This is a genomic window from Naasia lichenicola (assembly GCF_004801885.1).
Classification (GTDB): domain Bacteria; phylum Actinomycetota; class Actinomycetes; order Actinomycetales; family Microbacteriaceae; genus Naasia; species Naasia lichenicola.
Genome location: NZ_SSSM01000005.1, coordinates 614,673 through 627,065, shown reverse-complemented (window position 1 = coordinate 627,065; position 12,393 = coordinate 614,673). Strand labels below are relative to the sequence as shown.

Annotated in this window: 14 protein-coding genes; 2 read left to right on the top strand and 12 right to left on the bottom strand. The window is 70.3% G+C overall.

The annotated features are described in order from the left end of the window. Positions 1-220 precede the first annotated feature (220 nt). Positions 221-1,513 carry an ABC transporter substrate-binding protein gene (locus E6C64_RS13920; RefSeq protein ID WP_136428086.1) on the bottom strand — a complete coding sequence of 431 codons (1,293 nt, stop codon included), beginning with the start codon at positions 1,511-1,513 and terminating at the stop codon, positions 221-223. Between the two features lie 142 nt (positions 1,514-1,655). Further along, on the bottom strand, positions 1,656-2,564 hold the full coding sequence (locus tag E6C64_RS13915) for an ABC transporter substrate-binding protein (protein ID WP_136428085.1): 909 nt from the start codon (positions 2,562-2,564) through the stop codon (positions 1,656-1,658). Between the two features lie 165 nt (positions 2,565-2,729). Here E6C64_RS13915 and E6C64_RS13910 point away from each other — a divergent pair, with 165 nt between their 5' ends. Continuing rightward, complete coding sequence (locus E6C64_RS13910) at positions 2,730-3,635, top strand: hypothetical protein (protein ID WP_136428084.1); 906 nt, start codon at positions 2,730-2,732, stop codon at positions 3,633-3,635. Between the two features lie 6 nt (positions 3,636-3,641). Here E6C64_RS13910 and rarD read toward each other — a convergent pair whose 3' ends face one another. Further along, positions 3,642-4,595, bottom strand: coding sequence for an EamA family transporter RarD (gene rarD, locus E6C64_RS13905; RefSeq protein ID WP_136428083.1), 954 nt, complete (start codon positions 4,593-4,595; stop codon positions 3,642-3,644). 188 nt (positions 4,596-4,783) lie between these two features. Next, on the bottom strand, positions 4,784-5,092 hold the full coding sequence (gene groES, locus E6C64_RS13900) for a co-chaperone GroES (protein WP_136428082.1): 309 nt from the start codon (positions 5,090-5,092) through the stop codon (positions 4,784-4,786). A gap of 258 nt (positions 5,093-5,350) precedes the next feature. On the opposite strand from groES, the gene E6C64_RS13895 reads away from it, so the two are divergent. Beyond that, positions 5,351-6,535 carry a THUMP-like domain-containing protein gene (locus E6C64_RS13895; RefSeq protein ID WP_136428081.1) on the top strand — a complete coding sequence of 395 codons (1,185 nt, stop codon included), beginning with the start codon at positions 5,351-5,353 and terminating at the stop codon, positions 6,533-6,535. Between the two features lie 176 nt (positions 6,536-6,711). Here E6C64_RS13895 and E6C64_RS19120 read toward each other — a convergent pair whose 3' ends face one another. The 8 genes from E6C64_RS19120 to E6C64_RS13860 form a co-directional block, all read right to left on the bottom strand. Next, the gene (locus E6C64_RS19120; RefSeq protein WP_158437866.1) at positions 6,712-7,236 is read right to left on the bottom strand and encodes a hypothetical protein; all 525 of its coding nucleotides are present in this window, start codon (positions 7,234-7,236) and stop codon (positions 6,712-6,714) included. A 296-nt stretch (positions 7,237-7,532) separates the two neighbouring features. Further along, the gene (locus E6C64_RS13890; protein WP_136428080.1) at positions 7,533-7,847 is read right to left on the bottom strand and encodes a DUF4190 domain-containing protein; all 315 of its coding nucleotides are present in this window, start codon (positions 7,845-7,847) and stop codon (positions 7,533-7,535) included. A 152-nt stretch (positions 7,848-7,999) separates the two neighbouring features. Then, a complete protein-coding gene (gene tsaD, locus E6C64_RS13885; protein ID WP_136428079.1) occupies positions 8,000-9,091 on the bottom strand; it encodes a tRNA (adenosine(37)-N6)-threonylcarbamoyltransferase complex transferase subunit TsaD in 1,092 nt (363 codons plus the stop codon). Further along, complete coding sequence (locus E6C64_RS13880) at positions 9,088-9,615, bottom strand: GNAT family N-acetyltransferase (protein WP_136428078.1); 528 nt, start codon at positions 9,613-9,615, stop codon at positions 9,088-9,090. Before E6C64_RS13880 ends, tsaD begins: the two co-directional genes overlap by 4 nt. After that, entirely contained in the window at positions 9,612-10,229 is a 618-nt protein-coding gene (gene tsaB, locus E6C64_RS13875; RefSeq protein ID WP_136428077.1) for a tRNA (adenosine(37)-N6)-threonylcarbamoyltransferase complex dimerization subunit type 1 TsaB, read from the bottom strand. Before tsaB ends, E6C64_RS13880 begins: the two co-directional genes overlap by 4 nt. 141 nt (positions 10,230-10,370) lie before the next feature. Next, positions 10,371-10,901: a tRNA (adenosine(37)-N6)-threonylcarbamoyltransferase complex ATPase subunit type 1 TsaE gene (gene tsaE / locus E6C64_RS13870; RefSeq protein WP_136428076.1), complete on the bottom strand. Its 531-nt coding sequence runs from the start codon at positions 10,899-10,901 to the stop codon at positions 10,371-10,373. Further along, positions 10,898-12,010, bottom strand: coding sequence for an alanine racemase (gene alr, locus E6C64_RS13865; RefSeq protein WP_136428075.1), 1,113 nt, complete (start codon positions 12,008-12,010; stop codon positions 10,898-10,900). The genes tsaE and alr overlap by 4 nt, the downstream gene beginning before the upstream one ends. Then, positions 12,007-12,384 (bottom strand): holo-ACP synthase, encoded by a 378-nt coding sequence (locus tag E6C64_RS13860; RefSeq protein WP_136428074.1) that lies wholly within the window; start codon positions 12,382-12,384, stop codon positions 12,007-12,009. The genes alr and E6C64_RS13860 overlap by 4 nt, the downstream gene beginning before the upstream one ends. Between the last annotated feature and the right edge of the window lie 9 nt (positions 12,385-12,393).

Here is a 12,393-nt window from a genome sequence, read left to right as displayed (position 1 = left end):
CAGACGGACCTCAGAGGTGGTCGACCGGTCTCCGGTCGGCCACCTCTTTCTCGTGCTCGCACACTGCCGCTGAACGGGTGCGCTCCGGCGGGTGACCGGGCGCGCGGCCGGCTCGGGACAGCCCCCGACGGGCTCCGCCGATTCCCGTCGGGGCACAGCAAAGCGGGGCCCCGACCTCTCGGTCGGAGCCCCGCTTCGGTGAGTTCAGATCAGCGAGTGATCAGCCCTCATATGCGGTGTAGTTGTTGTCCTCGCCGTACACGTAGATCCCGATGCTGGCATCCTGGGGGTCTCCGACGTCGTCGAACGAGATCGGGCCGGAGATGCCGTCGTAGTCGGCGGTGCCGCCTCCGACGATGATCGCGGCGCAATCGGCGTACGTGGTGCACTTCTCGCCATCGCCCGAACCACCAGAGACCTCCTGGAGCTTGCCGGCGATGTCGGTGCCGTCGGTCGAGCCGGCGGCCAGGGCACCCAGGGCGAGCAGCACGGTGGCGTCATACGACTCCGCCGCGTAGCTGTAGTCCTTCAGGGCGGGCAGACCCTCGGACGACGCGAAGTCGTCGAGCGCGCCGGTGAAGTCGGTCAGCGAGTCGATCGACAGGCCCGGCAGGGTTCCCTTGGCTCCGGTGAGCGAGCCGGCAGGCAGCTCGTCGCCGAAGTTCTTGAGGTTTCCGTCGACGAAGTAGAGCTTGTCGGACGGGAAGCTCGCGAGGAGGCCCGGGAGGATCGTCTTGACCTCTTCGAACGTGATCAGTGCGATCGCGTCGGGGTCGGCCGCGAGGACCTCCTGGATCTGGGAGTCGAACGAGGTGTCACCGGTGTTGTACGTCGGCGCTGCGACGACCTCGCCGCCGGCGGCCTCGAAGGAGTCGGTGACGTACTTGGCCAGACCGGTTCCGTACGAGTCGTTGAGGACGATCAGACCGAGGGTCTGGTTGCCGTCTTCCGCGATCAGGTTTCCGAGGACCTCGCCCTGCAGCACGTCGGACGGCGCGGTCCTGAAGTACAGGCCCTTGTCGTCGTAGGTGGTGAACGCGTCGGAGGTGTTCGCCGGCGAGAACTGGATGACGCCAGCGCCGACCACGTCGTCGATGAACTTCAGCGAGGTGCCGGACGAGGCCGCACCGATGATGGCGGACACGCCATCGCCGAGCAGACGCGGGATCTCGGTCTCGTACGCCTTGTTGTCCGTGTCACCCGAGTCGCCGAGGGTGAGGTCGACCGTGAGACCGGTGTCGGCGGTGGCAGCGTTGATCTCGCTGATCGCGTACTGCACACCTGCCTCTTCGGGCGGGCCCAGGTAGGCCAGGTTGCCGGTCTGCGGCAGTGCCGTGCCGATCTTCAGCGTCAGGTCGTCGGTGGGAGGTGCTGCAGTCTCTGAAGAACCGGTGCTTGCCGTCGGCGAGCATGCGCTGAGGAACAGCACACTCACGCCGATGACGGCGACGCCGCCCAGCACGTTCTTGAGAGTCCGTGAGCGAGAGGCCTTGGCCTTCTCGAATCCGCTCATTGTTCTCCTTGTTATAGATGTTTGTGGTCACGGCGATGCGAGGCCGCGAGGTAAAGCTAAGCGGGGAACAATTCGGTCGTGTTACAGGACGGCTCTCAGGAGCGAATCGTTACACTCCGTGACCTAAACGAGTGCCGCCTGTTCAGCCGCCGACCGCCGGTCCCGGAGACGGGAGAACACCGCCGTCTCCATCGAGATCGAGCGCCCCGGATGCTCCGACGTAGTCGATGTCCTGGCCCTCGGTGAGTGCGGCGGCGCACTCGCCGAAGCTGGAACAGCCGAATCCCTCGCTGGAGACGGCCACCAGAGCACGAGCGATCGAGGGCCCGCCGTCATCCCCCGCCGCCATCGCGGCGAGCGCGATCAGGATGGCCGCGTCGTAGGTCTCGGGCCCGGAGCGCAGATCGGCCAGGCTGGGATCGGAGCCGATCAGTCGCTGCGCGAATTCCGGGCTCGGCTGCGACCCGCTGCCCGAGGCCGACGGGGCGGCGCTGATCCCGAACAGCCAGCCGTCCGGGTCGGTGGCACCGTCGCTCCCGGCGACCGCCGATGCCGCGAGATCGGAATCGACGATGGTGGGTGAGATCAGCGGCACGCCCGCGTCGGCGGCCCGAGGCAGCAGGCGCGCGGCCAGATCGGCGGCCGACGGACCGATGATCGCGTCGACGCGGCGAGCGGCGAGCTCGTCGAACGACGTCTCGGCGAGCGAAGACGCCGCATCACCCGAGTCGCGCTGGTAGACGACCACCGGCACACCCCCGACTCCTCCGGCCGCGTTGATGTCCCGGACGGCGAGCTCCACGGCCGCCATCTGCGCCGGCCCCTGCCCGGCGAACGCTCCTGTCACCGGCAGGACCGTGCCGAGGATGAGCGCACCGTCCCCGGTCGGCGGGGGCGGCGACGGCGAAGCGCTCGGTGCGGGCATGGGGGCGTCGGCTTCCGCGGGCGCCGAGCAGGCGGCGGTCGAGGCGACGGCGAGCAGGATCAGACCCGAGCCGAGCGCACGCAGGAGCGGCTGCCGGCCAGAGCGTCGCGGCGATGAGGTGCGCACGGTTTCCTCCGCTCGGTTGGCACGATCGAGCGAACGCTATGCGTCTCCCCCCGCCTCCGAGTCGCGCCACCCCGAAGGCGACGGATTCGCCGGCGGCACAGACCCTTCGGTGCGGGGATCTGCCGTACCGTGATGCGTGTTCACCACAGCAATGGGGGCGCCGGAATGCATCTCTCGACGCGAAGCGGGCGCGCGCTCGTCGCCGCTCTCACGGCTGCGCTCCTCGGCGGCCTGGCCGGCTGTGCGGCCTCCAGCCCGCCGCCCCAGACGTCGGCATCGGCGACGGCGGGATCGGCGTCCGAGCCGCAGCTGACCGTCGACGTCCGCCAGACGCGCACCGACGTCGACGGCGACATGGTGACCCTGCTCGTGAGCAACACGGGGTCGGAGCCGTTCACCGTGACGGATGTGCAGGTCGACTCGGCCTTCTTCGCGACCGCGCCGCACTGGGTCGGCGAGACGGTCGTGCCGGCGGCGCAGGCCAAGGCGCTGCGGGTCCCCTTCCCCGACGCCGTCTGCGGAGCCGATCGCGCCGTCGACGGCGCCTTCGACGGCGTGGCCACCGTGCACGCGCGCGTCCAGGACAGCGAGTTCGACCTCACGCGGGACGCCTCCGACTCGTTGGCTGCTCTCGCCCGACTGACCGGAGTCGAATGCGCGCTGGCCGAGCTGGACGCGACCGCGCTGATCGCCCTCGACGAGAACCTCCGCGTCGAGGAGGAGGACGGCCATCCGGTCGCGCTGCTCGACCTCGTGATCACGCCCAGCGGCTCGGGCAGCGGATCCTTCGTCATCGACACCGCAGGCAGCACCGTGCTCCTCCGCCAGGATCCGGACACGGTCCGGCAGCTGGGCGTCGAGGTCACGGCGGCAGGTTCTGCGACCTCGGTCGCCCTGCGCTACGTCCCGTCGCGATGCGATCCCCATGCCGTCGCGGAGGACAAGGTGGGCACGCGGATACCGCTCACGGTGACCTTCGCCGACGGCACCACGGCCGACATCGTCGCCGCCGCATCGTCGACATTGAAGGGCAGGATCTTCGAGTACGTCGGACAGTACTGCGGGTGGTGATGGGCCCTAGGGCGTCTCGACGACCAGACGGCGGGAGCGCCCGACGCGGATGGCGTCGACCGAGAGCACAATGAGCGCGAGCCAGACGATGCCGAAGCCGATCCAGCGCTCCGGCGGCATCTCCTCGCCGGCGACCGTGATCCCGATGATGAACTGCAGGATCGGCGCGAAGTACTGCAGGAAGCCGACGATCGAGAGCGGAAGGCGGGAGGCGGCAGTCGCGAACAGCAGTAGCGGGATGGCCGTCACCACGCCGGCCGAGAGCAGGATCACGGTGTTGCCGACTCCTGCGGTGCCGAAGACGAGCCCGCTCATCGAATTCACCACGATGAGCTCGACGACGGCGATCGGCACGAGCCAGGCCGTCTCGAGGGTCAGGCCGCTGACGGCGTCGACCTGCCCGCCCACCCTCTTCTTGATGTAGCCGTAGAAGCCGAAGGAGAAGGCGAGGATGAGCGAGATCCAGGGCACCGCGCCGTACCCGACGGTCAGCACCACCACCGCGACGAAGCTCAGGCCGACCGCCGTCCACTGCGCGGGACGGAGGCGCTCGCCCAGGAAGAAGACGCCGAGGAACACGGTGACGATCGGGTTGATGAAGTAGCCGAGCGAGGTCTCGACGACGTGCCCGCCGAGCGTCCCGATCACGTAGGTCTGCCAGTTCACGAAGATGAGGGCCCCTGCGAGGCCCATCGTGAACAGCACCTTCGGCTGACGGGCGAGTCCGAGGAACCTGGGCCAGGCGCGCGTGACCGTGAGCAGCAGCGCGCAGAAGACGAGCGCGAAGACGATGCGCAGTGCGACGATCTCGAACGGGCCGGCGGGCCGCATGGCGAGGAAGTAGAGCGGTAGCACGCCCCAGATCGTGTAGGCGGCGACGCCGGCGATCAGCCCGCTGCGTCGGCTGCTCTGCTCTGCGGTCCGACCTGATGCGTCGACCGTCTGCTGGCCGTCGGTCATCGTGCGCTCACTGTCCCCAGCGTATCCGCCGCTCGAGCCCCGCTCGTCGTCGAGCGAGGGTTCGGCGGCTCATGGCACGAAGCGGTCGGGGGATGGCAGAAGGCCCGCCGTCCGCTCGAGCTGAGCGGCCGACGGGCCTTCTGGAGATGCTGTGCTGCGGGTGCTGCGGGTGTCGGCTGACGGGAGGGTCAGCGCACCACGACGGCGAGCACGTCGCGCGCGGAGAGGACGAGGAACTCCTCGCCACCGAACTTGACCTCGGTTCCGCCGTACTTGGAGTAGATGACGCGGTCGCCGACGGCGACGTCGAGCGGGACGCGGTTGCCGTTGTCGTCGATGCGGCCGGGTCCGACGGCGATGACCTCGCCCTCCTGCGGCTTCTCCTTGGCGGTGTCGGGGATCACGAGGCCCGACGCGGTGGTCTGCTCGGCCTCGATCTGCTGGATGACGATGCGGTCTTCGAGCGGCTTGATGGAGACCTTGGTTGCGGTCGACATAGGTGACCTTCTTTCTCTTGCTGAATGGGCCTTGGCCTCAGACAGTGATGTGCCTCAGACGGTGATGAAGGGGCATCCGCCGCGGACGAGAGTCCGCAGACGCACTGCCCGCTCGGCTGGCACCCGACGGAGCCGAGTGCCAAAGAGAGTCTAGAGGCTCCGCTGGCACTCCTGCAATGCGAGTGCCAGTCGTCGAGCGCTGGCCGGAGGACTCCGTCCGGCACGGGCTGCACCGGCACGAGCGCTAGCGTGAGGGCCATGGAGGAGAGCGAGGTGCGCGAGCTCCTCACCGTCGAAGGACTGCGGCTCCTCGATGCCCTTCCGCCCTACCGATCCGGCGCCGATGTGGTCCAGCTGTCGAGCCGGCTGCGCCGCGAGGGTCATCCCCCGTCGCTCATCGCCGCGGTGCTGACCCAGGCGCGGCTGCGCGAGAAGGCGGTCGCGAAGTTCGGTCCCTTCGCCAGCCGGATGCTGTTCACGGCGGCGGGTCTCGAGCAGGCCACCCGACTGCAGGTGGCCGCGCGACATGCGGCCCGCTTCCGCGATGCGGGCCTGATGCGGGTCGCCGATCTCGGATGCGGCATCGGCGGCGACGCCATGGCTCTCGCCGCGCTCGACCTGCAGGTTCGCGGCGTCGAGATCGATGAGGTCACGGCGGCGATCGCCGCATACAACCTCGCGCCCTTCCCCGGCGCCGAGGTCGTGGTCGGCGATGCGGGGACGGCCGACCTATCCGATGTCGTCGCCGTGTTCCTCGACCCGGCCCGTCGAGCGCCCGGACACGACAGCACGACACGTGTCGACGCGGATCAGTACAGTCCCTCCCTCGGCACGGCGTTCGCGATCGCCGAGGAGAGTCCGACCGGCATCAAGCTCGGCCCGGCATTCGACCGGGAGGAGATCCCCACGGGCGTCGAGGCCCAGTGGGTGACCGTCGACGGCGAGACGGTGGAGCTGTCCCTGTGGTCCGGAGCGCTGGCGCGGCCCCTCGTCCGACGCGCGGCCCTGGTGATCGCGGGTGATCGGGTCGCCGAGCTCACCGCCCCTGCGGACAGCGAGGACCCCGAGCTGCGGCCTCTGGAGCGCTACCTGCACGAGCCGGCCGGCGCGGTGATCCGCGCCCGACTCATCGGCGATCTCGCGGGCAGTCTGGGTGCCGGGATCCTCAGCGATCGGATCGCCTACCTGACCGGGTCGTCCATCAGCACGTCGCCGCTGGCGGCGAGCTTCGAGATCGATGCAGAGCTGCCGATCGACGAGCGTCGCATCGCGCGCGAGCTCCGCAGCCGCGGCATCGGCCGGCTCGAGGTGAAGAAGCGCGGGGTGGACATCGATCCGGCGGCCTTCCGCGCCAAGCTCGGCCTCAAGGGCAGCGGCGAGGCCACCCTCATCCTCACCCGGATCGCGGGCAGGCGCACGGCCCTCATCGCCCACCGCGTCTGACCCCCTCTTCCTACGTTCCGGCCGAGTGTGCACGAAATTCCGTAGGAATCCGCGGGCATCGAGCACATGATCCGCGGAGCCTCTGCGCAGCGAGACTTTTGAGGCAACAGGCCCCATGTGCACGAAACGGCCCCATGTGCACGGAATTTCGTGCACATGGGGCCGGAACGTAGGAACTAGGAGAAGTCGTTGTAGTAGTCGCCGTAGCCGCTGCCGAATGCGCTGAAGAAGGCGATCCACGCGATGAGGCTGATGATCGCGATGGCGAGGCCGACGAAGCCCAGGATGATGCCGGTCAGCCAGAGCCCCTTCGCAGCCTGAGGCTCCTTGCGCTTGCCGAGGAAGCCGAGGACCACCGCACCCGCCGGGATGAACAGCTGCAGGATCGAGCCGACGATGGGGATGAAGGCGACGAAGCTGAAGACGACGCCGACGATACCTGCGACGAGCGAGATGATGCTGAGGACCGGCGCCTTGGCACCTGATGGGGCCGAATACACCGGAGCGCCGTAGTTGGGCGCGGCGGGAGCGCCGTAGTCCACGGTGCCCGCGGGCGCCGGAGGCGTCGCATAGGGCGGAGGAGTCGCGCCGGCCGACGGATAGGGCGGTGCGGGCGGCGCGTAGCTCGACGTCGGCTCGGCCGGTGGGGTGGGCGGAGGACCGTACGACGGCGGAGCGGGAGGTGCCACCGGAGGGGTCACGGGTGCTGCGAAGGCCGGGGGCGCGGGGGGTGCGGGCGGAGCGGGAGGCGCAGGCGGAGCCGGGGGCTCCGTCGAGGCCGCCGGCTCACTGGCAGGCGTCGGCGGGACCACGGGAGGAACGGGCGGTGGAACAGCGCCGTCCCGGGGAGCGTCGCCGGGCGTTGGGTCGGTCATGGTCTTCCTGTCGGTCGGCGGTCAGGTGCGACGCGCGACGGGCACGCCCCGACCAGTGTGTCCGAGTGTGCGGGCGCTTCCGCCCGCACACTCCGATCCGCGCTCGATGGACGAGCGAGGGACTACTGGACGGAGGTTCCGTACGAGGCAGCCAGCGAGAGCGCTGCGATGACGACGATGATGGCGACGATGGTCAGCGCGATCGCCACGAATCCCAGGATGATTCCGGTGAGCCAGAAGCCCTTGGCGGCCGGTTCGCGCTTGCGACCGAGGAAGCCGAGGACCACGGCCGCGACGCCGAACAGGAACCCGATGTAGAAGAAGCTGCTGACGACTCCGACGATGCCCGCGATCAAGGAGATGATCGAGAGGGTCTTGGATGGTGCGGCGCCGGCGTACTGCGGCGGGGCGGAGTACTGCGGCTCGGGCGTCGTCATGTCGGGTCTCCCTTGTAGAGGATCTCAGGTCATTCTGAGGATCTTGATGGATTCATCGTGTCAGCGCGGGTCGATGAGTGTCAATCTGACCCTGAGGGTTGTTGCTCCCGGGGTCGCCCTGCGGAGGCGCCGGCGCACCGGGCTGACTCGCGTCAGACCTGCGCGGTGGTGACGGGCAGCGACGAATCGGCGCCGAACCCAAGGGCGGATGGCGGGTGGCCCGCAGCGACGAGACGGGCACCGACTCCCGCGATCATCGCCCCGTTGTCGGTGCAGAGGGAGAAGGGCGGGATGCGCAGCGCGATGCCCGCCGCCTCGGTGCGCTCGGCGGCCACGGCGCGCAGTCGCGCGTTGGCGACCACTCCCCCGCCGAGGAGGAGGCGAGGCACGTCGAAGTCCTGGCATGCGGCAATCGCCTTGCCGAGCAGCACATCGACCACCGCCTCGCGGAAGCTCGCCGCCACGTCGGCGACATCGACCTCCATGGCGCCGTCGGTCTGCCGCTCGACCCATCGGGCCACCGACGTCTTCAGGCCTGAGAACGAGAAGTCGTAGCGATGCGCAGCGAGGTCCTTCGGCTGGGTGAGCCCGCGCGGGAAGCGGATGGCGGTGGGACTGCCGTCCGCGGCCGCCCGATCGATCCCGGGTCCGCCGGGGTAGCCCAGTCCGAGCAGCCGGGCGACCTTGTCGAAGGCCTCTCCTGCGGCATCGTCGATCGTCTCGCCGAGCAGCTCGACATCGGAGATGAGGTCGCGCACCAGCAGCAGCGAGGTGTGGCCGCCCGAGACGAGCAGGGCGATCGTCGGCTCGCCGTCGTCCGCCGCGGCCCGGTCCGGGGCATTCGTGTCGACGAGGTAGTCGGCGCCCACGTGGCCGACGAGGTGATTGACGCCGTAGAGCGGCTTCCCCGTGGCGAGGGCGAGACCCTTGGCCGCCCCGACGCCGACCATGAGCGCGCCGGCGAGCCCCGGTCCGGCGGTGACCGCGATGGCATCCAGGTCGGAGAGCCGCACATCCGCGACAGCGAGGGCCTCGCGCAGGGCGGGCTCGATGGCTTCGAGGTGGGCACGCGCCGCCACCTCGGGCACCACGCCGCCGAAGCGGGCGTGCTGTTCCATCGACGACGAGATGACGTTCGCGAGCACGGTTCCGCCACGGACGATGCCGATCCCCGTCTCGTCGCACGAGGTCTCGATGCCGAGCACGAGCTGTCCTCCCGCGGACCCGGCCGCCACGGCGCTCATCGGGAGCCCCCGATCGGCTGTGCGCCGGGACGAGGCGCGATCCGGCGCATGATCACGGCCGCCACGTCGTCGGGCTGGTAGTAGTGCGGACGCAGGCCGAGCTCCTCGAAGCCGAGGGAGCGGTACAGGTTCTGGGCAGGCGGATTGTCCTCGCGCACCTCGAGGAAGACTGTCGTCGCTCCGCGTTCGGTCGCGGCATCGAGCAGGGTCGTCATGAGCGCGCGGCCGAGCCCGGTCCGACGAGCGGAATCGACCACGGCGAGGGTCTGGATCTCGGCGTCCGTCGCGCCGGCCGGGGCCAGCAGCCCGGCGTAGCCGACGATCTGCTGGCCCTCCCGCTGCCCGTCGGGGCCGGGCTTCTCGAGCGCGCCGCCGGTCACGGCGACGACGTAGACGGTGTGCTCGCTGCGCAGCTCGGCCTCCATCATCGGGCGCGACCATGCGTCGGAGGGGAACACCTCCACCTCGAGCCGCATGATGGCCGCGAGGTCGTCCGGGTCCGCCGGGCGCAGTCGCCAGCTCATCCGGTCACCCTCTTGGGCGCCGAGAGGGTGACGTCCGGCGAGCGGAGGTAGACGGCGTCGCCGGACGGGAAGGCTCGTCCGGCCGCCCAGGAGCGCTCGGCCACCATGCCGAGCCAGCCCGCCGGGATCGAGCGTGCATCGATGCGGCGGTCGGCATCGGGAAGGGTCGCATCCGCCTTGGCGAGCGCGGGGCCCTCGATGCGGTGAGGGATGCTCTCGGGATCCGCTCCCGAGTAGAGCGACCAGAACACCTCGCGGCGACGCGCGTCGGTGACGACGAGCAGACTGCCGGCGGCCCCGGATGAGTAGTGGCCGGCGGCGACCGCGTCATGGCTGATCACCGGCGCGACGGGGATGCCTGCGCCCAGTGCGAAGGCGCGGCCGGCGGCCATGCCGACCCGCAGACCCGTGAAGGGTCCAGGGCCGGTGCCGAGTGCCACCGCGGAGAGCGCCTCGACTCGGACCGCCGACTGCGCGAGGACCTCGGCGATCAGCTCCCCCACCACCTCGGCGTGCCGGAGCGGATCGTCACTCGACGCCTCGGCCAGGATGCCGGTCGCGAAGTCGACGACGGCAGCGCTCGTGCCGGCGGAGCTGTCGATCGCGAGGAGCATCCTGCAAGCCTACGAGCCGGGGACGGCGGAGCGCTTCGATGCTGCCCGTCCGGTGATCGAGCCGATCGCGCCGCGATGATGTCGAAGCCCAGACCGGGCTTCGACGCGCGCCTCCGGCGCGACTCAGCCACCGGAAACCACTCAGTCCCGCGATGCCGCACCGTCCGCCCAGCGGGGGCCGTGGCCGGCGATGGTGACCGTGCGGGGCTCGGGACCGTCGTCCAGTTCCTCGTCACCACCCAGCGGCGCATCGCCCTCTCGCCGGGCGATCTCGATGGTGAGATACGACTCGGCGACCCCGTCGAGCAGTCCAGCGCCCCACTCGACCGCGACGACCGCGTTCGCGAAGTCGAGATCGAGGTCATCCAGCTCGGCCGCGGAGCCCAGCCGGTAGGCGTCCGCATGGACCAGAGCGGGGCCGCCGACGAGCGAGGGATGGGTCCGCGCGAGCACGAAGGTCGGGCTGGTGATGGGTCCGCGGACGTTCAGCCCCTCCCCGATCCCTCGGACCAGCTGGGTCTTGCCCGCGCCGAGCGGACCGGAGAGGACGAGCAGGTCCCCTGCGCGCAGCCGTGCGGCGAGCTCACGGCCGAGGGCGTGCATGTCCTCGGGGGTGGCGATCGTGCGAATGCCCGCTCGCGACTCCCCGGCATCCGTCGACGCGGCGCTCATTCGGCGAAGCGCTCGACCCGAGGGCCGATGCGGGTCACGATCTCGTAGTTGATGGTGCCGGCCCAGCGAGCCCAGTCGTCCGCACTCGGGTGCCCACGAGCGGGATCCCCGAACAGCACCGCGATGTCCCCGACCTGCACGGGTGCGTCCCCGACGTCGACCACGAGCTGATCCATCGCGATCCGCCCCCGCACCGGGTGGCGGACCCCGTCGATCCACACCTCGGCGACGTCGGATGCCGCACGCGGGATGCCCTCGGCGTAGCCGAGAGGGATGAGCGCGAGCGTGGTCGGGGCCGACGCACGCCAGATGTGGTCGTAGGAGACGCCGGCGCCCTCGTCGACCCGACGCACGGCCGCGATGCGACCGCGGAGGGTCATCGCCGGACGCAGGCCGAGGTCGGCCGAATCCATCTCGCCGAAGGGAGACAGCCCGTAGATTCCGATCCCGAGGCGGACGAGGTCGAAGCGGGCGTGCGGTCGCTGGATGGCGGCAGCGGTGCTGGCGAGATGGCGGAGATCCGGGCTGAGGCCGGCATCCTCGGCCAGGGCGAGCGCGGTGGAGAAGGCGGCGATCGCCTCCTCGTCGCTCTCGGCGGAGGTGTTGGCCAGGTGCGAGAAGATGCCGCGGACGCGAAGCAGGCCCGCCTTCTCGAGCAGCGCCGCCCGCTCGAACGCCTCGTCCCAGTGCGCGGGCGGGAGGCCGTTGCGGCTCAGTCCGGTCTCGACCTTGAGCTGGACGAGCGGCGGAGCATCCGTGTCGAGGGACGCGATCGCCTCGAGCTGGTCGATGGTGGAGACGCCGATGTCGATGCCCGCGTCGATCGCCGGAGCGAAGTCGGTGGTCGGGTCGTGCAGCCACGCGAGGATCGGTGCGGTGATCCCCGCAGCGCGCAGGGCGAGCGCTTCGCCGATGTCGGCCACGCCCAGCCAGGCGGCACCGCCCTCGAGCGCGGCACGGGCGACGAGAGCGGCCCCGTGCCCGTAGCCGTTCGCCTTGACCACCGCCATCGCCACCGCGGGGGCGACCTGGGCTCGGAGCCGTTCGACATTGGCGCGGATGGCAGCGAGATCGATGTCCGCTCGACGCTCCGGCCCGAGGTGGGTCATCGAGGGTCCCCCTCGGCGACGACGAACGCGATCGCGGAGCCCGCATCGTGGGAGAGCGAGAGGTGCACGCTGGTGATCCCGCGGCGTTCGGCCGTTGCGGCCACCACTCCCGTCAGCAGGAAGTCCGGATTGCCCTCGTCATCCGCGTGCACCACCATGTCGTGCCAGCGGAAGTCGATGGTGTCTCCCACCGCCTTCATCAGTGCCTCCTTCGCGGCGAAGCGGGCCGCCAAGGATGCCGCCGTGCGGGGCGTGCCGTCGGAACGCGACAGTTCGCTGGAAGCGAACAGACGATCACGGAGGGCGGGAGTGCGCTCCAGCGAGCGGCCGAACCGCTCGATGCCCACGATGTCGACTCCGACGCCGACGATCATCGACGCACC